At 68.8% G+C, this 20,856-nt stretch carries 24 protein-coding genes; 14 read left to right on the top strand and 10 right to left on the bottom strand.

Annotated features, from left to right (window positions below; translation table 11 throughout):
- The first annotated feature begins 155 nt into the window (after window positions 1–155).
- Window positions 156–371, top strand: coding sequence for a hypothetical protein (locus tag VB738_RS05965; protein ID WP_323304869.1), 216 nt, complete (start codon window positions 156–158; stop codon window positions 369–371).
- Window positions 372–422: 51 nt separating this feature from the next.
- On the opposite strand, the gene fldA is transcribed toward VB738_RS05965, so the two are convergent.
- From fldA to VB738_RS05995, 6 genes are all read right to left on the bottom strand, one after another.
- Window positions 423–947 carry a flavodoxin FldA gene (gene fldA / locus VB738_RS05970; RefSeq protein ID WP_323304870.1) on the bottom strand — a complete coding sequence of 175 codons (525 nt, stop codon included), beginning with the start codon at window positions 945–947 and terminating at the stop codon, window positions 423–425.
- Window positions 948–1,029: 82 nt separating this feature from the next.
- Window positions 1,030–1,923: an alpha/beta hydrolase gene (locus VB738_RS05975; protein ID WP_323304871.1), complete on the bottom strand. Its 894-nt coding sequence runs from the start codon at window positions 1,921–1,923 to the stop codon at window positions 1,030–1,032.
- The gene (locus VB738_RS05980; protein ID WP_323304872.1) at window positions 1,920–2,627 is read right to left on the bottom strand and encodes a phosphoesterase; all 708 of its coding nucleotides are present in this window, start codon (window positions 2,625–2,627) and stop codon (window positions 1,920–1,922) included. Before VB738_RS05980 ends, VB738_RS05975 begins: the two co-directional genes overlap by 4 nt.
- The gene (locus VB738_RS05985; RefSeq protein ID WP_323304873.1) at window positions 2,627–3,448 is read right to left on the bottom strand and encodes a metallophosphoesterase family protein; all 822 of its coding nucleotides are present in this window, start codon (window positions 3,446–3,448) and stop codon (window positions 2,627–2,629) included. The genes VB738_RS05980 and VB738_RS05985 overlap by 1 nt, the downstream gene beginning before the upstream one ends.
- Before the next feature lie 35 nt (window positions 3,449–3,483).
- A complete protein-coding gene (locus VB738_RS05990) occupies window positions 3,484–4,233 on the bottom strand; it encodes a GTP-binding protein (RefSeq protein ID WP_323304874.1) in 750 nt (249 codons plus the stop codon).
- Window positions 4,230–5,267 (bottom strand): GTP-binding protein, encoded by a 1,038-nt coding sequence (locus VB738_RS05995; RefSeq protein WP_323304915.1) that lies wholly within the window; start codon window positions 5,265–5,267, stop codon window positions 4,230–4,232. Before VB738_RS05995 ends, VB738_RS05990 begins: the two co-directional genes overlap by 4 nt.
- A gap of 247 nt (window positions 5,268–5,514) precedes the next feature.
- On the opposite strand from VB738_RS05995, the gene pstS reads away from it, so the two are divergent.
- Window positions 5,515–6,522, top strand: a complete 1,008-nt coding sequence (gene pstS, locus VB738_RS06000; RefSeq protein WP_323304875.1) for a phosphate ABC transporter substrate-binding protein PstS — start codon at window positions 5,515–5,517, stop codon at window positions 6,520–6,522.
- A gap of 435 nt (window positions 6,523–6,957) precedes the next feature.
- On the opposite strand, the gene VB738_RS06005 is transcribed toward pstS, so the two are convergent.
- Together VB738_RS06005 and VB738_RS06010 are read right to left on the bottom strand one after the other, a co-directional pair.
- Window positions 6,958–7,263: a CsbD family protein gene (locus VB738_RS06005; protein WP_323304876.1), complete on the bottom strand. Its 306-nt coding sequence runs from the start codon at window positions 7,261–7,263 to the stop codon at window positions 6,958–6,960.
- 379 nt (window positions 7,264–7,642) lie between these two features.
- On the bottom strand, window positions 7,643–11,665 hold the full coding sequence (locus VB738_RS06010; RefSeq protein ID WP_323304877.1) for a magnesium chelatase subunit H: 4,023 nt from the start codon (window positions 11,663–11,665) through the stop codon (window positions 7,643–7,645).
- A gap of 137 nt (window positions 11,666–11,802) precedes the next feature.
- Here VB738_RS06010 and dapB point away from each other — a divergent pair, with 137 nt between their 5' ends.
- The 5 genes from dapB to VB738_RS06035 all read left to right on the top strand — a co-directional run bounded on the left by dapB (window position 11,803) and on the right by VB738_RS06035 (window position 15,148).
- Complete coding sequence (gene dapB, locus VB738_RS06015) at window positions 11,803–12,669, top strand: 4-hydroxy-tetrahydrodipicolinate reductase (protein ID WP_323304878.1); 867 nt, start codon at window positions 11,803–11,805, stop codon at window positions 12,667–12,669.
- Window positions 12,670–12,685: 16 nt separating this feature from the next.
- Window positions 12,686–13,333, top strand: a complete 648-nt coding sequence (locus VB738_RS06020) for a hypothetical protein (protein WP_323304879.1) — start codon at window positions 12,686–12,688, stop codon at window positions 13,331–13,333.
- Window positions 13,334–13,398: 65 nt separating this feature from the next.
- The gene (locus VB738_RS06025) at window positions 13,399–13,668 is read left to right on the top strand and encodes a high light inducible protein (protein ID WP_094587186.1); all 270 of its coding nucleotides are present in this window, start codon (window positions 13,399–13,401) and stop codon (window positions 13,666–13,668) included.
- 96 nt (window positions 13,669–13,764) lie between these two features.
- The gene (locus VB738_RS06030) at window positions 13,765–15,015 is read left to right on the top strand and encodes an FAD-dependent monooxygenase (RefSeq protein WP_323304880.1); all 1,251 of its coding nucleotides are present in this window, start codon (window positions 13,765–13,767) and stop codon (window positions 15,013–15,015) included.
- Complete coding sequence (locus tag VB738_RS06035; protein ID WP_323304881.1) at window positions 14,936–15,148, top strand: DUF2949 domain-containing protein; 213 nt, start codon at window positions 14,936–14,938, stop codon at window positions 15,146–15,148. Before VB738_RS06030 ends, VB738_RS06035 begins: the two co-directional genes overlap by 80 nt.
- Before the next feature lie 3 nt (window positions 15,149–15,151).
- On the opposite strand, the gene VB738_RS06040 is transcribed toward VB738_RS06035, so the two are convergent.
- Window positions 15,152–15,691, bottom strand: coding sequence for an adenine phosphoribosyltransferase (locus tag VB738_RS06040; protein ID WP_323304882.1), 540 nt, complete (start codon window positions 15,689–15,691; stop codon window positions 15,152–15,154).
- 79 nt (window positions 15,692–15,770) lie between these two features.
- Between VB738_RS06040 and VB738_RS06045 the strand changes: the two genes are divergently transcribed.
- From VB738_RS06045 to VB738_RS06065, 5 genes are all read left to right on the top strand, one after another.
- Complete coding sequence (locus tag VB738_RS06045) at window positions 15,771–16,325, top strand: DUF3038 domain-containing protein (protein WP_323304883.1); 555 nt, start codon at window positions 15,771–15,773, stop codon at window positions 16,323–16,325.
- 28 nt (window positions 16,326–16,353) lie between these two features.
- A complete protein-coding gene (locus VB738_RS06050; RefSeq protein ID WP_323304884.1) occupies window positions 16,354–16,980 on the top strand; it encodes a DUF4335 domain-containing protein in 627 nt (208 codons plus the stop codon).
- A gap of 161 nt (window positions 16,981–17,141) precedes the next feature.
- Window positions 17,142–17,387: a hypothetical protein gene (locus VB738_RS06055; protein WP_323304885.1), complete on the top strand. Its 246-nt coding sequence runs from the start codon at window positions 17,142–17,144 to the stop codon at window positions 17,385–17,387.
- A 10-nt stretch (window positions 17,388–17,397) separates the two neighbouring features.
- Window positions 17,398–17,775, top strand: coding sequence for a hypothetical protein (locus VB738_RS06060; protein ID WP_323304886.1), 378 nt, complete (start codon window positions 17,398–17,400; stop codon window positions 17,773–17,775).
- 257 nt (window positions 17,776–18,032) lie between these two features.
- Entirely contained in the window at window positions 18,033–18,536 is a 504-nt protein-coding gene (locus VB738_RS06065; RefSeq protein ID WP_323304887.1) for a hypothetical protein, read from the top strand.
- On the opposite strand, the gene VB738_RS06070 is transcribed toward VB738_RS06065, so the two are convergent.
- On the bottom strand, window positions 18,470–18,631 hold the full coding sequence (locus VB738_RS06070; protein ID WP_323304888.1) for a hypothetical protein: 162 nt from the start codon (window positions 18,629–18,631) through the stop codon (window positions 18,470–18,472). The genes VB738_RS06065 and VB738_RS06070 overlap by 67 nt on opposite strands.
- 171 nt (window positions 18,632–18,802) lie before the next feature.
- On the opposite strand from VB738_RS06070, the gene VB738_RS06075 reads away from it, so the two are divergent.
- Together VB738_RS06075 and VB738_RS06080 are read left to right on the top strand one after the other, a co-directional pair.
- On the top strand, window positions 18,803–19,309 hold the full coding sequence (locus VB738_RS06075; protein ID WP_323304889.1) for a TspO/MBR family protein: 507 nt from the start codon (window positions 18,803–18,805) through the stop codon (window positions 19,307–19,309).
- Complete coding sequence (locus VB738_RS06080) at window positions 19,275–20,810, top strand: bifunctional aminoglycoside phosphotransferase/ATP-binding protein (protein WP_323304890.1); 1,536 nt, start codon at window positions 19,275–19,277, stop codon at window positions 20,808–20,810. The genes VB738_RS06075 and VB738_RS06080 overlap by 35 nt, the downstream gene beginning before the upstream one ends.
- Window positions 20,811–20,856 lie beyond the last annotated feature (46 nt).

Here is a 20,856-nt window from a genome sequence, read left to right on the forward strand (position 1 = left end):
GGGCCTGGTGGTGGAGCCGCATCATTCATACAATCTGACGTGACATTGGTTACCGCCTCTATCCAGGGTCAGCAAAGGCACCGTCTGTTGTGTGCTTCGTGAACACCGACCGGCGAGGGATCGACAGATTGATGGCTCCAATGGGCCAGCCGGTCATGACCAGTGTTCCCTCTTCAGAGGATGAAGCCCAGCTGCGACGTGTCCTCGCCCTCACCCACCAGCGGGACTGGTGCATGGAGCGCCTGTCCCAGTTGTCGCTGGATGGCCGCATGGATGAGGCCAGGGCCATCACGGCCGAGCACCTGGAGTTGTTGGAAACCCTGGATGCCCGCCGCAGCCTGTGGGTGCGCATTGAAAGAAGCGACGCCTGAGGGATGCTGAGGCTGGATCGCCGTGACCAGCCCCCCGCCGAAAGCGGCTGCTCATCTCAGCAAGGCCACCATCTCCCGATTCAGCTGCACGGCCCAGCCACTGAGCCGGTCGTCGGTGAGATCAGGCTCGGAGTCCTCATCGATCGGCAGGCCGCAAAAGCGGCCCTGGATCACGCTTCTGGAGGCCGTGAAGCTGTAGCCAGCCGTGGATACGGCTCCCACCATCCGGGCGCCGGCCTTCTGGAAGGCGCTATGGAGCTCCTCCATCGCATCGCAGAAAAATTCGCCGTAGGTGGAGGAATCACCAAGACCAAGGATCGCCACGGGCCTGTCTGTGAGATTCAGATCGGGAATCGTCTCCACATAGGAATCCCAGGCAGTTCCAGAGCGGAAGGAGTCAGCACCAGTGTTCCAGGTGGGCACACAGCAGATCATGGCATTCGCACGGCAGAAGTCTTGCGCAGAGCTGAGACTCTCGACATCGCACAGTTCAACGGGACAACCTAGTCGCTTCGCCAGACGCTGGGCGATATCTTCAGTCTTTCCAGTGGATGTGGCGTAATAGATGGTGATCATGGAAGCCGTCATCAGGCCCCATCGGTCTAACGATTCAATCCACAGGAAAGAACAATAGGAGCACGATTCCAGGTAACGCGTGCTACGAGGCCAGAGCCTCCAGCAACCGCTGCCCCAGCAGGGCGCCGAACTCCTGATGGAGGCCGAGCCGGCCGGGGAGATGGGTCACCGCATCGGCGGTCTGGGCCAGAAGCTCCATCTCCCGGGTGGAGCGGGGCGGGGCCGCCGTGGCCAGCACCACATGAAACGGACACTGCAGACAGCGGGCCTGCTCCAGCCACCAGCCCCGCTCGTCTGCGGCATCGAGACCGCCGCTGACGAAGGCGGAACTGGCGAAGCGGGAGCCACGGCGCCGAGCCAGCCGCTGCTGCTGCCGCAAGCGATCCGGCGTCAGCAGCCCTGGATCCAGCCACACGTGCCGCCGCAGCATCAGCCGGAGCATGGCCCGGCTGGTGTTCAGCCGGTAAAGCGCCGGGCCGATCAGCGGCAGGGCCACCAGCCGCCGCAGCCAGCCGAAACGCCCCGGCGACCAGCCCGTCATCGTGGGCAGGGGCCCCCGCCAGGTGGGCGCCACCGCGACGAAGCGGCTCCAGCGATCGGACCACGTACCCGCCAGGGCCAGGGCCACGGCGGCGCTGTGGCCGGCGGCCACCAGGGTGAGGGGACCAGCCTGGCGGCTGGTCAGATCGGTGAGGACCGCCTCCAGGCAGCCGCCCAGCAGGGCGACGTCGTAGGCCAGCGCCGGACGGTCACTGTCCCCGAAGCCCGGCCAGTCGAAGCTCACCAGCTGGACCCGGTCCTGCACGGCCATGACCAGCGGCTGCCACTCGCTGCGGCTCGAGACCGTGCTCAGGGCCGGCAGCAGCAGCCAGAGGGGAGCCCCCTGCGGCCCGCGGCGCTCGGTGACGATCCGCAGGCGCCGGCCGCCCAGCTGGACCTCCAGCGTGTCCACCACGCCGCCGAACACCGCCGTCATGGGAACCCACGGCGATGCGGTCGGGCCGGGCCCGGGGCCGTGCGGAAGACGAGGTGGTCGGTGCCAGGGTCGTAAAGGGTGTAGTGGAGGCCACGACCCACGCCGATCACCTGGCGACTGGGCACACTCTGGCGCAGCTGCCGTTCCCCCTCCAGATCCCGCACCCGCGCGGTGATGCCCCCGCCGCAGAGCGCCACGCTGAACTGCTCGCCACTGCGGGCCGTGAACAGTCGGTTCACGTCCATGCGGGTGAGGCGATCGAGCAGGGCCAAGGGATCGGTGGCGCTGCCGAGGCTGTCCCCCACGTCGGCGGAGCTGCCGTGCAGCAGGGCGCAGTCGAGCTCAACGAAGCCGAACCGGAGGGCCGCCAGCCAGTCCATGAAGCCGGGATCCACCGCCCGAAGCAGGGCCTGCACGGCGTCCTCTCCAGATTCCCGTCGCAGGGCCTCGGCCCGACGCTCGCCGCGGTAGCCCCGTTCCGCCAGCACCTGCTCTTCCCACCAGCCATAGATGCAGTGCGGCCGCAGCTCCCCCCGGCGCGGATGCTGCAGGCGCTCCAGCAGCGCCCGGCAATCCCGCTCCAGACCGATCAGATCCCCCAGCAGGAAGAGGGTCTCCACCCGGTGGCGCCGCAGGTCGGCCAGCACCGCCTCATAGACATCCAGGTCGCCGCGCAGGCCGCTCAGCAATGCCCACCGTGCCATCAGCGCTCACACACGTGGCTGGCGTCGTCGGCCCGCTCGGCGAACTCGAACCCGTGGCGCAGGCGCCAGGCAAACGGCGGCGGCAGGCCCACCGTCAGGATCGCCCGGCAGGTGCGTTCGACGTCGTAGGGGACCTGGCGGATCTCCACGGTGTCGCGGTCCTCGTCGTGGATGACGTAGGTGGCCTCGGTGCCCCCGTGCCGCGGCTCGCCCACCGAGCCGGCGTTGACGATGCGGCGAACGGGGAGATCCACCCGGCGCTCCGCTTCAGGTCCGGGCTCGCCATCGGGCCGGCGCAGCCGCAGCTCGATCGAGCCCTCACGGAACTCGCGCACGTAGGGACGGTGGGTGTGGCCGCAGAAGAGCGTGTCGGCACCGGCTGAGACGACCCGCTCCAGGGCGGCGAAGGCCTCCATATCCGGCAGCAGGTACTCGTGCTGGCTGTTGGGACTGCCATGGACGAACACCAGCCGGTCACGGCGCAGGGACATGGGCAGGCTGGCCAGAAAGTCCCGGTTCTCCGGGCTCAGCTGGGCGGCGGTCCAGTGGTGGGCCAGCTGCCCCCGCCGCTCCGCCAGCTGGGAGGGATAGCTGCACTCACAGGCATTGAGCCCCTCGATGATGTCCTCGTCCCAGCAGCCCTGGCAGGTGGGGATGCCGCGGGAGCGCACCAGCGCGACCACTTCATTGGGCTGGGGGCCATAACCCACCAGATCCCCCAGGCAGGTGATCGTGGCGATGCCGAGCCGGTCGATGTCGTCCAGCACGGCCTCGACGGCGGCCAGGTTGGCGTGCAGGCAGGAGAGAACGGCGTGGGTCATGGGGGAACGGGGAGGGCAGGATCGGATGGCAGGCGTCAGCTAGTGGCGGGAAGCGGCTCGCCCCGGGGGCGCCGGGGGGCCTGCTGCAGCTCCAGAACGGCATCACTGAGCAGGCAGTCGGCGATCGTGCTCTGGAGGCCGACCGTGTCCAGGCCCTTGCCCTGCACCACCAGCCTGGAGAGGCGCATGGGCCGTCCGTGGGGCGGCGCGACGCTCTGCAGCGGCAGAAACTGGGTGCCGCTGCAGCTCACCATCCAGTTGAAGAGGAAGCCCCGGCCATCGGGCAGGTTCACCAGGGCCTTGGCGCGGTAGACATCCCCGTAGGCCCCGTTGACCAGCTCGAACCAGAAGCTGTTCAAGCTGGCCGGATCCCAGACCTCCGTCGCCAGATCCAGGCTCCAGGAGTCCAGGGCCCCGAACACCAGGGTGTCCTGGCGCGGCAGCTCGCTGTCGCGACCGAAATGGAGGTGGCGATCCGGCCGCAGGCCCGGGGCGAGCGTCTGGGGAATCTCGGGCCCGAAGAGGGGCAGCTCGATCAGGGCCAGCAGGCCCTCCCCGTCCGCTGCAGGGTCGTGGGTGGCGCCAGCCAGCTCGCGCAGATCAGGGATCTGGTCGTGGAGAAAGGCCTGATCGAGGCCCCCATCCAGGGCCAGGGGACGCCCCTCGGGATCGACGCCGTCCAGGCGCCGATAGGCGCGGGGGCCCCGGTGCTCCTGCAGGCGGCTCAGAATCCAGCTGGTCTTGCCGCAGCCCGGCGGTCCGGAGACCAGAACCACCCCGCTCATGGCGCCACCACGCAGGCTTCCAGCTGGGCCCGCAGGCTGGAGGTGTCCAGGTCCCTGCCGATCGCCACCACCCGCGTGTGACGCGGGCCGCCGTCGGGCCAGTCGGAATCATCGATGGTGAAGCGCTTGCCGCAGAGGTGGAACAGGTGGCGGCGCTCGCTCTCCCGGAACCAGAGCACCCCCTTGGCCCGAAAGACGGAGGCGGGGAGCTGGTTGTCGAGGAAGTGCTGGAAGCGGCGCAGATCGAACGGGGCCTCCACCGCCAGGGACACCGATCGGAAGCCCTCCAGCTCGGGGGTATGGGCGTGATGGTGCGCGTGCTCGTGCCCGTGGTGGTGCAGGTGGTCGTGCTGATGGTCGTGGGGGCCGTGGTGGTGCGGGTCCCGTGCCTGCTCGCGGGCGTCCTCGGCGGCCTGCAGGGCCACGAGCCGGTCGGTTTCGAACAGACCCACACTCAGCAGCATGGAGAGCGGCACCCCGGCGTGATCGGCCCGCAGCAGGCGGGCGTCGGCCTTGATCGCCCGCAGGCTGGCCTCCACGGCGGCCAGCCGCGCTTCGTCCACCAGATCGCACTTGTTGAGCACCAGGATGTCGCCATAGACCACCTGGGCCCGGGCGATCGGGCTGGTGAAGGCGGTGGCCTCGAAGTGTTCGACGTCGATCAGGGTGATGATCGAATCGAGCCGCAGCCGGTCGCGGAAGTCCCCGGCCAGGAACGTCATGGCCACGGGCAGGGGATCGGCCAGGCCGGTGGTCTCCACCACGATGAAGTCAATCGGGTCGGGGCGTTCCAGCACCCGGAGGACCGCCTCCTTGAGCTCGCCGTTGATCGAGCAGCAGATGCAGCCGTTGCTGAGCTCCACCATGGCGTCGCTGGTGGCCACCACCAGCTCGTGGTCGATGCCGATCTCGCCGAACTCGTTCACCAGCACGGCGGTGCGCATGCCTTGCTGGCGGGAGAGGATCCGGTTGAGCAGGGTGGTCTTGCCGGCGCCGAGAAAGCCGGTGATCACGGTGACGGGGATCTGGACCATGGGGGTCGGGGCGGACAACCGCTCAGTCACGGACAGGACTGATAACGGTTCTCATTCTGGACCTTCACGCCCCCGTCCGGCTCAGGCCCTGGCAGGGCCGAGAGGGACCACCCGGGACAGCCACAGGCGGGCCGTCCACGGGACGTCTGATGGTGTATTCAATCCTTGAACACCCGTTAACCTCTTCATAACACAAACAGTCAGAACGGGTTGCTATTCATAACTTGCCCCCAAATTGGCCATTCTGATGACCTTCGCGAAGAAGGCCCTGATCCTCTCCGCTGCCGGCGCGCTCACGGCTGGCCTGGCGGTTCCGGTGATCGCCCAGAGCAATTCGATCAACGGAGCCGGGGCCAGCTTTCCGGCTCCGGCCTATCAGCGCTGGGCCGTGGAATTCGCCAGGGAAACCAAGCGGCAGGTGAACTACCAGTCGGTCGGTTCCGGCGCCGGTGTGCGCCAGTTCCATGCCGGCAGCGTCGATTTCGGCGCCAGCGATGAAGAGCTGAGCGCCTCCAAGGGGGAATTCACCAAAGGCGTGACCGCCCAGCGCGGTGCCCTGCAGATCCCGATGATGGGCGGCACCGTCACCCCGGCCTACAACAACCCCAGCTGCAAGAACCTGAGGCTCACCCAGCGCCAGCTCGCTGATATCTTCCTGGGCAAGATCCGCACCTGGGAGCAGTTGAAGTGCGGCAAGGGCCCGATCAACGTGGTCCACCGCTCCGACGGTTCCGGCACCACGTATGTGTTCACCAACTCCCTCTCCTGTTTCTCGCCGGAGTGGAAGTCCAAGGTGGGGACCGCCAAAGCCGTCAAATGGCCCGTGGGCGTCGGCGGCAAGGGCAATGAGGGTGTGGCTGGCCTGATCCAGAACACCCCCGGTTCCATCGGTTACCTCAACCAGGCCTTCGTGAAGGGTCGGATCACGCCGGCGGCTCTTCAGAACCGGGCCGGCCGCTTCGTCCAGGCCAACGACGTCACCGGGGCCGCCGCCCTCAATGGCATCAAGCTGGATGCCCGCCTCGGCGGTGAGGACTGCAACCCGGCCGGCGCCAACGCCTTCCCGATCGCCTCCTTCACCTGGGTGCTGGCCTACCAGCGCGGCAATGGTGCCAAAGCCGACACGATCAAGCAGTTCCTGAACTGGGGCCTCTCGCCCAAGGGGCAGGCCATCGCCAAGCAGCTCGATTACGTGCCCCTCACCGGCGCCGTCCTGGCCCGGGCCCGCGCCGAGGTGGCCAAGATCGGTCGTTGATCCTGGCGTTGCTTCACCCCGCAGGGGTGGTTCGGGGGGGGGGGGCTTCGGCCCCCCTCTTTTGCTGTGGACAGTCAGAATCACATCCAAGCCTGGAACGCTCCGATGGTGTGTTGGTGGACCCAGTCTGGCAGCCTCAGAGCTTCTGGAGCCCATCCAGCCCATCGTCCTTCCCCATCGGGCAACAGGAGGGTGAATGCATCCAGCAGGTGCATCCAACCATCCCATCATCCTCAGCTGAGCCAACTGACACGACAAGGAAGCAGGAAGAATCCGGGGAGTGATGGACTCCCCGGCAAGGTCTTGACCACGGATGATCAGGTCCTACTGAGACTGATCGTGAATCATGTTCATCTCACGTGTTGACGAGCACCTGTCAGAATCGTGATATGGAGACTGGACACGATGGGATCCCAGCAGGTGCCGGCTGGCTGACTATTCGGTGGCGTCTTCAACCTTCTTGGCAGCCTTGTTGGCTTCCTCTCTCACTTTGGCCTCCGCCTTCATGGCATCGGCCTGCACTTGCTTGGCTTCACCTTTGATTTGCTGGCCTTTGTCGCCGGTGAGGGAGCCGACGGCGGACTGGATCTTGCCTTCCGCATCTTTGGCCGCGGCGTCGATTTTGTTGGACATGGTTTTCAGGGGTATGGGGAGTGGGCGGGGTTGATTGTCGATGCCATTGCCGGTGGCTGAGATGGCAAGGATGCCAACAGCGTTGCCTCTGACTTGACGGCGATGCATTGAGCCTGAATGTCAACGCTCACGGATCGTTTCCCGTGCAATGGCATGACTCCGTCCTACGCAGGAATCGTCGTGGCGGACGGCCGACTCCAAAGCAGCAGGAGCTGCAGCCACGACCATGGAGGCAGAACGCAGCGCCAACGGCCCATGCGGGGATTATGAAGATTTGTGTGAGTATGGCACCGACGAGCCTCGATGCAGCGCATCTGCTGTTAGCGCAACCCCCTCAACGAGGGTTCACAACGGCAGACGCGTTTTCCATTCCCCACACGCAACAAAGGCTCGGGCTCCCAGAAGCTCCTGCCGATTCCAGCTCCAGCCATCGTCACGGACCAGGGGTAAGCAGACCACCGCCCCCTGGCCCCTGGAGCTGGAGCGATCAGGCCTCCTTGGTCACCCCTTCGATCCGGTCCTCGATCTCCTGGTAGATCTCCTGGAGCTGGGCGATGTTCTCCTCGCTCGTCTCCCAGTAGCCGCGGCCATTGACCTCCAGCAGGGTGCCGACGATGCGGCGGAAGCTGTGGGGGTTGAGGTCCATCAGCCGCTTGCGCATCTCCGGGTCATTGATGAAGGTCTCGTTGGCCTCCTCGTACACAAAGTTGTCGACCGCGCCGCTGGTGGCGCTCCAGCCCAGGGTGAAGTTGAGCCGCTTGGCCACCTCCCGCACCCCTTCGTAGCCGGAATCGAGCATGCCCTCGTACCACTTGGGGTTGAGCAGCTTGGTGCGCGAATCGAGGCGGATGGTTTCGCTCAGGGAGCGCACCTGGGCATTGGCCGTGGTGGTATCAGCGATGTAGCTGGTGGGGGCCTTGCCGTCGTCGCGCAGGCCGGCGATCAGCTTGGTGGGGTCGGAGTCGAAGTAGTGGCTCACATCGGTGAGGGAGATCTCCGCCGAATCCAGGTTCTGGAAGGTGACATCGGCGGTCTTCATCGCCGATTCGAACACCTCGCGGTTCTGGTTCATCTCACCGGGGTTGTCGGCGTTGAAAGCGAATGTCTTGCGGCTGAGGTACATCTCCTGCAGCTCACCCTCCTCCTCCCAGGTGCTGTTCTCCACCGCCAGGTTGACGTTGGAGGAATAGCTGCCGCTGGCATTGGAGAACACCCGGGTGGCGGCGTCCCGCAGGGAGATGCCCTGCTCGGCAGCCTGCTCCTGGCTGTGCTTGCGCACGAAGTTCATCTCCAGGGGCTCGTCGGCCTCGGCGGCCATCTTGACCCCCTGGTCGATCAGGGCCATCTGGTTGATGAACAGGTCACGGAACACGCCCGAGCAGTTCACCACCACGTCGATGCGGGGCCGGCCCAGCTCCTCGAGGGTGATGAGCTCCAGCTTGTTCACCCGGCCGAGGGAATCGGCCATCGGACGCACGCCGATGAACCAGAGGATCTGGGCGAGGGATTCGCCGTAGGTCTTGATGTTGTCGGTGCCCCAGAGCACGCAGGCGATCGTTTCTGGCCAGGTGCCCTGCTCGGCCTTCTGGCGTTCGATCAGCCGGTCGACCACCACCTTGGCGGCGGCGATGGCCGCCCGGGTGGGGATGGCCTGGGGATCGAGGGCGTGGATGTTCTTGCCGCTGGGCAGCACGCCGGGGTTGCGGATCGGATCACCGCCGGGCCCGGGCAGGACGTACTCCCCATCGAGGGCGCGCAGCAGGCTCTCCATCTCCATGTCGGCACAGATCTGCTCCAGGCAGAAGCGCAGATAGGCGAAGGTGCGGTCGAGCTCGGTGACATCCACATCGGCGAAGCCCGCCTGGCGGCAGGCGCTCAGCCAGGGGGAGGGGAGGCGGTAGCCGAAGCGCTCCAGCAGGTCGAAGAACCAGCCGAAGTTGCGGCGCAGGGTCACGCGGCCATCGGCGCCGGTGACCTCCCGGACCATGGCGCCCACCGCCGAACGGCAGGCCTCGGTGATCACCCGGTTGAGTTCCACATCCGCCAGCACGCCTTCATCGTTGCCGCGGTACACCTCGGCGATGGTGCGGCCCCGGCTTTCCGCCAGCAGCCCCGGCAGGGAACGCAGACCCTCCTCCTCCCGCTCCAGGGCGGCGATGCTCACCAGGGTGGCGACCGCTTCCTCGGCGGTGGGCGGCTTGCCGATGGTGTGCAGGCCGCAAGGCAGCAGCCGGCTCTCGATCTCCATCAACTGGCGATAGACAGCGCCAACGACAGAGTCCCTGGCGTCAAGGTCGAGGGCCGCCGCGTCGGCATCCCCCTCGGGCAGGGCCACGTCCTTGTCGAGGTTGCACTGGCGGGCGGTCTCGATGATCGCGTTGACGATCTGCACCCCCCGGGAGCCCTCCCGCAGCTGCTGGTAGGACCCCACCAGCTCACCCAGCTCCTTGAGCCCCTTGTAGAGGCCGGCATTCTCCGCCGGCGGGGTGAGGTAGCTGATCGTGGAGGCATACCCGCGCCGCTTGGCGATGGTGGCCTCCGACGGGTTGTTGGCGGCGTAGTAGTAGAGGTTGGGCAGGGCACCGATGAGCGAATCGGGGTAGCAGGTTTCACTCATGCCCATCTGCTTGCCCGGCATGAACTCCAGGGAGCCGTGGGTGCCGAAGTGCAGCACCGCATCGGCGCCCCAGACCTTCTCCAGGTAGGTGTAGTAAGCGGCGAAGCCGTGGTGGGGGCTGGCGCTGCGCGAATAGAGCAGGCGCATCGGATCGCCCTCGTAACCGAAGGTGGGCTGCACCCCCACGAACACGTTGCCGAAGTGGCGGCCGTAGATCAGCAGGTTGGTGCCGTCGGAATTGAGGCTGCCGGGGGGCTTGCCCCAGTTCTCCTCCAGCCGCTCGGAATAGGGGGTGAGGCGCTCATATTCCTCGACGCTCATGCGGTGGGCGATCGCCAGCTCGGGGGCCCCCTGCAGGGCCTCCGGATCGCTGAGCACCGCCTGCATCAGTTCCTTGGGGGTGCGGGGCATCGCCTCCACCGTGTAGCCCTTGGCCTTCATCTCCTCCAGCACCCGGAAGATCGAGCCGAAGACATCGAGGTAGGCGGCGGTGCCCACGTTGCCCTTGTCGGGGGGGAAGCTGAACACGGTGATCGCCAGCTTCTTCTCGGCGCGGGGCTTGATCCGCAGCGACGCCCAGCGGATGGCCCGCTCGGCGATCGCATCCACCCGGTCCTGCAGGGTGTGGGCCTTGCCGGTGGCGTCGTCACGGCCCGACAGCACGATCGGTTCGATGGCGCCATCGAGCTCGGGGATGGCGATCTGCAGAGCCACCTGCACCGGGTGCAGCCCCAGGTCGCTCTCCTCCCACTCCTGGGTGGTCTGGAACACCAGGGGCAGGGCCACCATGTAGGGCCGGTTGAGTCGCTTGAGGGTCTCGATCGCCTTGGGATGGTCCTGGCGGGCCGGGCCGCCCACCAGGGCGAAGCCGGTGAGGCTCACCACCCCGTCCACCAGGGGCTGCTCCGGGTTGAGGGGGTCGTAGAAGAAGGAGGAGACGGGCCGGGAGAAATCGAGGCCGCCGCAGAACACGGGGATCACCGTGGCGCCGCGGTATTCGAGTTCCTGGATCACGGCCACGTAGTGGGCCTCATCGCCGGTGACGATGTGGCTGCGCTGCAGCACCAGGCCGATCACCGGGCCCCGCCTGGCCCGCTCGCTGAGATCGGAGCGGCTGGCGCTCCAGTTGAGGTACTCCTTGAGGTCCTCGAACATCCCCGGGGCCAACGGGTGCCAGATGCCCAGGTCCGGGAACACCACCGGGTCGGCCACCGTCAGCTGGGGCCGGCCCAGCTCCGCTTTGCCGAACACATAGCGGTCGGCCAGCATCAGCAGGAAGTTGCGCAGGTTGTCCGGCGTTCCCCCCAGCCAGTACTGGAAGCTGAGCATGAAGGAGCGGGCGTCCTGGGCCTTCTCCACCGGCAGGTACTTGAGCACCGTCGGCAGGGTGTTCAGCAGCTTGAGCATGGCGTCCTGGAAGCCCGCCCCATTGGCCTCCTTGCGCTTGCGCATGAACTGGGCGATGGCGCTCTTGCTCTGGCCCAGCTGGGCCATCGAAAAGGTGCCGAGCTTGTTGAGACGCATCACCTCCGGCATGGAGGGGAACACCACCACTGCCTTGAGCCGGTCGCGGTGGGGGGCCACGGCGTCGACCACCTTCTGGGCCAGGTCCTCGATGAAGATCAGCGAGGCGATGAACACATCGGCCGCCGCCACGTCGGCGCAGAAATCGGCGTAGTTGGCCGGGTCGCGCAGCTCCTCGATCAGGTAGCCGCTCAGCTCCACCGCCAGGGGACCGTTCTGGTCGTTGAGGCCGGTGGCGGCGGTGGTGAGGGCGTTCTGGTACTGGGGCTCGAGCACCACGTAGACGGCCTTCATCACCACCCGGTCGTTGGCGCCATCGGTGGGGGCAGGGCTGACCCGGCGGCTGGCGGAACGGACCTGCGTGAACATGCGGCGGATGCGTTGAGCAATGTGAAGCAGCCTACGGAGGTCCCGTCGATGACGCGATCGGTTGCAGCGCAGCGTTACAGGCCGGAGCCCTGCCGGTGGGCCGGGCCACATAGGCTCGCCTGGAGTGCCAGCCGCCCATGACCGCGACCTCCCCGTCCCCAGCAGAGCCGGCGCCGATCCCGGTGGTGGTGGCCGGGGCCCTGGGCCGCATGGGCGCCGAGGTGATCAAGGCCGTGGTGGCGGCCCCCGACTGCACCCTGGTGGGGGCGATCGACACCACCCCGGGCCGCGAGGGCGAGGACGTCGGGCTGGCCCTGGGGCTGGGGGAACTGGAGGTGGCGATCAGCGCCGACTTCGAGGGCAGCCTCTGCCAGGCGGGTCAGGCGGTGCGGCAGTCCGGGCCCGGGGGCGGCGCGGTGCTGGTGGACTTCACCCACCCCAGCGTCGTCTACGAGCACTGCCGCGGCGCCTTCGCCTACGGCGTCCACCCGGTGATCGGCACCACCGGCCTGCGCCCCGACCAGCTGGCGGATCTGGCGGCCTTCGCCGAGAAGGCCTCGATGGGGGGGGCGGTGGTGCCCAATTTCTGCGTCGGCATGGTGCTGCTGCAGCAGGCGGCGGCGGCGGCGGCCCGCTTCTACGACTACGCCGAGCTCACCGAACTGCACCACAACCGCAAGGCCGATGCCCCCAGCGGCACCTGCCTCAAGACGGCCGAGCTGATGGAGGAGCTGGGCAAGACCTTCAACCCCCTGCAGGTGGAGGAGCACGAGAGCCTGGCCGGCTGCCGCGGCGGCCTGCGGGAGAGCGGCCTGCGGCTCCACGCGGTGCGGCTGCCAGGGCTGGTGGCCCACCAGGAGGTGATGTTCGGATCGCCCGGCGAGACCTACACCCTGCGCCACGACACGATCGACCGCAGCGCCTACATGCCCGGCGTGCTGCTCACGGTGCGCAAGGTGCGCCGCCTGGGCGGCCTGGTCTACGGCCTCGAGAGGCTGCTGTGAGCCGAGCCATCCACCGATGCTGATCCCCCTCAAACCCGGCGAACTGCTCCGCCTGATCCCGGCGGTGGCCACAGGCCCCCAGTTCACCGCCTGCAGCGGCGACCCGCGCAAGCTGCTGCAACGGGTGCTGATCTCGGTGATCGGCGGGGTGATCGCGCTGCTGATCAGCCAGACCCTGCTGTTCCGCAGCCAGGCCGGTCCGGTGTTCCTGGTGGTGGGCTTCGTCTTCCTTCTTTATGTGCTGTGGGGGCCGATCCTGGAGGCGGGACGCCGCAACGCCGTGCTGCGGCGCTACCCGGCGGCCGCCATCTTCGAGGGGGTGGTGGCCGACCAGTTCCGGCGGGAGGTGGTGGAGAACCGCCGGGAGCAGGCCAACCGGCAGGGGCGCCTGGAGCTGGTGGAGAACCGACGCACCTGGCTCTGCCTGGAGCTGGAGGATGAGGACGGCTACCTGGGCCAGATCCGCTTTCCGCTGGAAAAGAAGCACGAGCTGATCCGGCGCGGCATGGTGGTTCGCTGCCTCGTGCTGAGTGAGCGCAAGGACTTCTCCCGCATCGGCGCCCTCTCGGATGGCTGGCTGCCGCAGCTGAAGCAGTGGGTGGGCGAGTACCCGTATCTGCTGCGGCCGGCCTTTGAGGAGCTCTGCCTGCGGCGGCTGGGGTGAGGGACGCTGGACGCATTCGAAACAATGCGTTACAATTCTCGCAACACTTCTCAAGGAGTTCTCCCATGACCGCCGCCACCCCCACCGCTCCCACCGCCCTCGATCGTTCCGCCATCCGCGGCGCCACCGTCACCACCGAGGACGGCGGCCGCCTCAACGCCTTCGCCACCGAACCCCGCATGGAAGTGGTGAGTGCCGAGAGCGGCTGGGGCTTCCACGAGCGCGCCGAAAAGCTCAACGGCCGCATGGCCATGCTCGGCTTCATCGCCCTGCTGGCCACCGAGTTCGCCCTGGGCGGCGAGGCCTTCACCCGCGGCCTGCTCGGCATCGGCTGATCCCATGCCCCTTCGGGGGTTCCCCCTTCTCCGGTCGGCCGTTCACGGCGACCCCCATCGCCGCAGCAGACTTTCTGTTGCGGCTTTTTCATGGCCATGCCCGCTTCGCTCCACGCCCGGATCCGGGGTGCCGGCCCCACCGGTGCCCTGGCGGCCCTGGCCCTGGCCCAGGCCGGCTGGCGGGTGAGCCTGCACGATCCCCTGGCCCCGGAGGCGCTGCAGGCCCGGGAGCGGGCCTACGCCTTCACCCACTCCAGCCGGGAGCTGCTGCAGCGCCTGGGGCTCTGGGCTGAGCTGCGGCCCTCCCTGGTGCCCTTCCGCCGGCTGCACCTGCGCGACGTGGCGGCCGAATGCGATGTGCGCTTCGAGCCGGCCGACCTGGGCCAGGCCGAGGCGGTGGGCTGGATCGGATCCCACCGGCCCCTGATGGCGCTGCTGCTGCGACGCCTCGGCCAGCACCCCGCCGTCCGGCTGGAGCTCGGCGGCAAGGCGCCGGCCGCCTGCGCGAACCACGGGGACGACGCGAACGACGCCGACCTTCTGGTGGCCGCCGACGGCCCCGAATCCCCCACCCGCCAGGCCCTGGGCATCGGGCAGTGGAGCCATCCGTACCGCCAGGCCTGCCTCACGGTCCAGGTGGAGATGCGCGGCTGCGCCGACGACGAGGCCTGGGAACTGCTGCGTCCGGAAGGCCCCTTCGCGGTCTTACCGCTGGGTGAGCGCCGCTTCCAGCTGGTCTGGAGCGCGCCGGCGGCCCGTTGCCGCCAGCTGGAAGCCCTCGACGCCCCGGCCTTCCTCGACCGGCTGGCCGGCGCCCTGCCGGACCGGCTCCAGCCCGATGCCCTGCTGACACCTCCTCGCGCCTTTCCGGTGGCCCTGCAGCTGGCCCGGCGCCTGCATCGGGGCCGCACGGTGCTGGTCGGGGAGAGCGCCCACCGCTGCCATCCGGTGGGGGGCCAGGGGTTGAATCTCTGCTGGCGGGATGTGGCGGTGCTGCAGCGGCTGGCCGAACGGGCAACCCGGGGCACGCTGTCGCCGCGCCGCATCGGAGCCGCCTACGGACGCCGCCGCTGGCCCGATCTGCTGCTCACCCTGCTGACCACCGACCTGCTGGTGCGGATCTTCTCCAACCGCCACCGCTGGATGCTGCCCCTGCGCCAGCTGGCCCTGGCCTGCCTGGCCCGCATCGACGGGAGCCGGGCCCTGGCCCTGCGGGCCATGACCCAGGGACCTTGTCGCCTGCACCAGCCGCTTGCAGCATGGGGGGATGGTGATCAGCAGCTCTCCCCAGCCCCTGCCCTCTCCGGCCATGGTGCGCTTTCTGCGCCATCAGCTCGGCCTGAGTGAGAACGCCCTCCAGCTGGGCATCCGGCAGTCCCAGCTGGAGCAGGCACCGCTCCCGGCCGTGCTCTGGCGCTTCGGCCTGATCAGCCTCGAGCAGTTCGACAGCGTCCTGGCCTGGCAGGACCAGCAGAACTGAAGCTCAGCTGTAGATGATCAGGGACTCGATCGGGTGCTCCTGGGGCAGCCGGCTGCGACCCTCCAGGGCCGCCAGTTCCGCCAGGAAGCCGAAGCCGCAGAGTTGCCCCCCCGCAGCGTGCACGAGCTCGCTGCAGGCCGCAGCCGTGCCCCCGGTGGCCAGCAGGTCGTCGACGATCAGCACCCGCTGGCCGCCAGCGAGGGCATCGCTGTGGATCTCCAGACGGTCGGTGCCGTATTCGAGGCTGTAGTCAACGCCGATCACCGCGCCGGGGAGCTTGCCCGGCTTGCGCACCGGTACGAAGCCCACGCCGGTGGTCGTGGCCAGGGCCGTGCCGACGATGAAGCCGCGGGATTCGATGCCCACGATCAGATCCGGCTGCACCTGGTCACAGAGCAGGGCCAGCAGGCGGATGGCTTCACCCCAGCCCTGGGGATCGCGCATCAGGGGCGTGAGATCACGGAAGAGGATGCCCGGCTTCGGAAAGTCGGGAATGTCCCGGACCCAGGTGCGCAGATCGATCGAGGAAGGGCTGCTGGCCATCGTGCTGCAGGTCGTGCTGGTGAAGGGACCGGTACCGGCGACGTGACGGATGGACGGCGCCGCTGGCATCATCGCAGTCATGGCCAAGGACACTTCGGAAGCGGCGACCCAGGACCGCTCCTCCCGCCCCCTGCCCCGCAGGGGACTGGAGCGTCTCGATCTGATGCTGCTCTGCATGGAGGCGCTCGACCTCAACGGCGGCGAGGCGATGGTGTGGATGAGCGAGCAGCTGGGCTACGCCGGCCTCTTCCCCAACCGGGTGGAGCTGTGGAAGCGGCGCTGCCACAACCCCCTGCGGCGCTCCTGCCGGCGGGGCGAGGTGCCCGTCGCCGAGACCGATGCGCTGATCCGCATCCTCTGCGTCATGGCCGACCGCCTCTACCCGATGCTGCGCTCCCTGCTCTCCAGCAGCGAGACGGAGTCGGTGGCGAAGGAGCGCTGGGACCTGTTCCAGGGGCGGTTGGGGGAACTGATCCAGGAGCGCATGAACCCCCGCCGCAGCGGCGTCCAGAAACTGCTCGATCCGAGCGACGGAGCCGCCCAGCGGCTCCAGCTGGTGCAGGGTCTCAGCCTCTGCGCCGGCCAGGGGGGCTTCGAGCGCATCAAGGCCAGCCTGATGGACGCAGTCGCGTGACGGCGGCCGCAGCAGAAGCAGACCCCCCATGGTTCAGAGTTCCGTGATGAAGCAGAGCCTCGTCTTCGATCAGCTCAGCTGCCGGCTTCAGGTGGAGGGCCTCCCGGACGTCTCCATCGGCCAGAGCGGTGCGGCCCTGGGCATCATCACCGGATGGACCCTGCAGTGGCTGGGCCGGCCCCTGCTGGAGGGGCGCCGGGAGCACCTCCAGGCCCTGATGCAGGTGGTGCTTCCTTATGCCCGCCACCTGATCAGCGGCGTGCGTCGCGAGTTCAGCGTGGCCGGTGAACCGGTCGACATCGGCCCCCACCCCGACGGCGGCCACCGGCTGCTGCTGCGCAGCAGCCAGCCCGACACCCCTCCCCTGGAGATGCATCTCGACGATGCGGAACTGGCGGATCTGGTGCGGGTGCTGGATCTGCTGCGCCTCGATCCCCGCGTGCAGCTGCCCCTGGCGATTCCCGATCCGGAGCCCCTGGGGCCCAGGGAACTGATGGAGCGGATCCCCCTGCACCGACGCCTGTCGGCCCCCGTGGGCGGTGCGGCGGCCCTGGCGGTCTCCGCGGCCCTGGTGCTTCTGCTGCCCCCGCCCGCCGTGCCCCCCGCGCCGGCGCCGCCGGCGGCCCAGGAAGCTCCGGCCACCCCGCGCCCCTGAACCCACCAACCCACCGCCGGGCAGCGAGCGGTTGACGTCGGCCCAGCACTGGTCACACTGGGGGGAACCATCCAGGGCCTCCACTGCCATGCGACGGGCTCCCCGATGAGCGTGATGCGATGGGCATGATGCAATGGGCGTGAACCGATGGTGATGAACCCATGGGCATGACCTGGTCCGAACTGCGCCGCCGCGTGGCACGGCTGGGAGCCGCCCTGGATGTGGTGGTCCGCAGCGATCCGGAGGTCTGCGGACTGAGCGGGTCCCATTTCCACCTCACCCTCCACCACGGCGGCCAGGGCGACTGCACGGTCAATGACCTGTCCCTGATCGATTGTCCCAACGAGCTGGTGCTGATGGGATTCGAGCGGTGGATGCGGGGTGCCGGCTATCCGCTGGAGCCCTGACGTCCCCGCCATGCCCCACACCCCCTACCCGCTCCATCTGCCGACGCCGAGGGGACCGACACCGGGGAAGGGACTGGAGCTGCGCCGTCGCCGGCGCCGTCCCTCCTCCCGCTGGCGGCAGGTGCTGGCGGGCCTGCTGCTGATCCTGGCGGGGGGCCTCATCCTGGCCGGGTTGATGCAGCTGCCGGAACGGCTGGATGCCCTGCTGCTGGTCAGCAATGCCATCGCCAACCTCATCGGCGGGCTCAGCCGGCTCAGCATGGGCATCCTGCAGCTGGGCAGCGTCATCGTGGTGGCCCTGCTGGCCCTGATGGCCCTGCTGCTGCTGGTCGGTGGCGGCGTCCGTCTGGTGCGGGGGCTCACCGCCCGGCCACGCCGTCCCTCCTGAGGCGGAGCCACCACGGCCTGAAGGGGCCGCGCCGGGAACTCAGTGATGCAGCTGCTGGAACCAGAATCCGGCCAGCTGCCAGGACGACAACAGGAAGATCGCCAGGATCAGCCAGTTGACCCAGGCGGGCCGTTCGCGGTTCTCGAACATGGCGGCAGGGGAGTCGCGTCCTTCGCCTTGATCCTGCCAGTGCGCCCGGCCGATCCGGCGCCGCGTGACGGTCGGTGGCACCGAAGGGATGACAGCGTTCCGCCCCCATGCCGAGCGACCCCTACTCCGGCCCCGCCTCCGGCGCCCTGCTCTCCTGCCTGGGCTTCCCCAGCTGGGGGGGACTGCACCTGGTGGTCCCGAGCCGGGGGCAGCCCCCAGCTCTGGCCAGGCGCCTGGAGCTCTGCCAGCGGGACGACGGGGCAGTGGGGGGCCAGCTGCTGCCGGCCCTGCTGCGTCGCCACCGCGATCTGGAGCCCCTTGATCCGGCCCGCTGGCCCTGGGCCGGAGAGAGCGCCATGGCCTGGCCCCGGGCCTGGGGGCATCGCTACCTGCTCATCTGCCGCTGGGGATCGGCCACGCCGCTGCGGATCGCCGCCTGGCGGCGGCAGGGGGAGGGTCAGGGCCAGCAGGGGGGCTGGGCTCGGCTGTGTGGCCCCGTCCCCCTGTCAAGCTTCGGCGAGCGCTTTCTCGCCCCCCGGGATGGTCAGGAGATGACCAGAGCCACGCCCAGTCCGACCACCATCAGGGCGATGGCCCCCACGGCCCAGTAGGCATGGCTCTGGGCATCGGCCCTGGTCTCACCGACCACCATCGTGCCTTCGTCGGCGTAGAGGTTGTCGTGGTTCTCGAGGTCGTGGGTGTGCATGGGGCCTCCATCAAGCTCGTCGGACCTGTCCAACCTAGGAACGCCGGCCGGCCCGGTCCGCCACCGCGACGAACCGACACCCCACGGTCCGCGATCGCGCCCCCTTGCCAAAGCCCCCGCCATGGCAGGTTTCCCTGCGGCACCCAATAATGCGCCTGTCTGCAGAGTCCCGTGCCGCCCTGGCTGTTGATCCTGATCACCGTTGCGGTGATCACGCTGGTCGTCAATCCCACGGAGCGGGATTACGTCTGGTACCGGAGCCTCCGGCGACCGGCGTGGATCAGCCGGCAAGCGTGGGTTGCTCTCGTCTGGCCGCTGATCAGCGTCGGCTTCTACGGCTCGGCGCTCGCCTTCTGGCAGACGGCCGCCTCCTGGGGCTGGGTGGCCGCCTACGCCGTCCTGCTGGTGCTGCTGCGCTGCCCGCGCTGGCTCAGCTGCCGCCTGCACAACCTGAGTGCCGGCCTTCCGCTCTGGCTGCTGAGCTGGACGATGACCCTGGTCCTGGCCCTGATCGTGCGGCCCGCCTCGCCCCTGGCGTCCTGGTTGCTGCTGCCTGTCCTGCTGTGGTTGCCGGTGGAGGCCGCCATCGCCCTGCAGATGGTTGGATTGAACCGCAAGGAGCACCGGAGCGGCCGTGGACCCGATGATCGCCGCCCTGCTCGATCCCGGCGCCTATGACCATCCGGTCGAACGGGTCGAGTGCCTGGAGACCCACATCTCCTGGATCCTGCTGACCGGCACCATCGCCTACAAGATCAAGAAGCCGGTGAACCTGGGCTTCGTCGATTTCTCGACGCCGGAGCGGCGCCGCTGGTTCTGCCAGGAGGAGCTGCGGCTCAACCGCCGGCTGGCTCCGGACCTCTACCTCGGCCTCAGCCCGATCCACGGCCCGCCGGAGCGGGCCCGCCTGCACGGCAGCGGGCCGACCCTGGAGCTGGCCGTCCGCATGCGCCAGTTCCCCCAGAGCGCCCTGCTGGGCGCCGTTCTGGACCAGCACGGCCTCAGCGTCGACCAGCTCGAACGGCTGGCCGATGACCTGGCGGCCTTCCACGCCACCGCCGCGGTGGCCCGCCCCGAGGAGGCCTATGGCGCACCGGAGCTGGTGAAGACGCCGGCCATGGCCAATCTGGAGGTGCTGGCGGCCAGCGGCGTGGCTGACGCGCCGAAGGTGGCCGCCCTGCGGCAGTGGACGGAGGACAGCTTCGAGGCGCTCCAGCCCACCTTCGCCCTGCGCCGCAGCCAGGGGCGCATCCGCGAGTGCCATGGGGATCTGCACCTCGGCAACCTGCTGCTGGAAGGGGGGCGCATCCGGGTCTTCGACTGCCTGGAATTCAGCCCCGAGCTGCGCTGGATCGACGTGATCAGCGACCTGGCCTTTCTGGTGATGGATCTCGAGCACCGCGACCGGCCCGACCTGGGGGCGGTGCTGCTCAACCGCTGGCTGGGTCGCTGCGGCGACTATGGCGGCCTGCTCACCTGGCGCTGGTACCGGGTCTACCGCTCCCTGGTGCGGGCCAAGGTCTGCGCCCTTCGCCTGCGCCAGCCCGGCCTCGACGCCGGCACGGTGCAGCAGCTGCAGGGGGATCTCGAGCGCTACCTCCTGGGCGCCCATCGCGCCACCGCGGTCCCGACCCCGGCCCTGGTGATCACCCATGGGGTCTCCGGCAGCGGCAAGAGCCACCGGGCCCGCCAGCTCTGCCGGCGCCAGGGCTGGATCCAGCTCAGCTCCGACGTGGAGCGCAAGCGCCGCTTCGGCGCCTGGGGCCAGGGCGACGCGCCGCCGCTCCAGGGGGATCCCTACCGGAGCGCGGTGAGCGCCGATCTCTACGGGCGGCAACTGCCGGAGCAGGCCGACCGGATCCTCGCCGCCGGGTTCTCGGTGGTGGTGGATGCCACGTTCCTGGACCGTCACCAGCGCCGGCGGATGGAGGATCTGGCCCGGCTCCGCGGCGTGCCGTTCCTGATCCTGGCCTGCTGCAGCACGCCGGAGCAGGCCCGCCGACGCATCGAGCAGCGCCGCCGGCGGGGCGGCGATCCCTCCGACGCCGACGGGGCCGTGCTGGAGGCCCAGCTCAGAACCCATGAGCCCCTCGACGACGTTGAGCTCAGGCATGCCCTGGAGGTGGGGGCGGAGCTGACGGCCGACGGACTCATCGCCCGGGTGGAAGAGCGGCTGTAGGCCTAGAACCACTCGGCCAGGGAGGCCTCGCGGGTGTTGACGTTGG

The sequence above is a fragment of the Cyanobium gracile UHCC 0139 genome (genome assembly GCF_034931325.1).
GTDB classification, from domain to species: Bacteria; Cyanobacteriota; Cyanobacteriia; order PCC-6307; family Cyanobiaceae; genus Cyanobium; species Cyanobium gracile_B.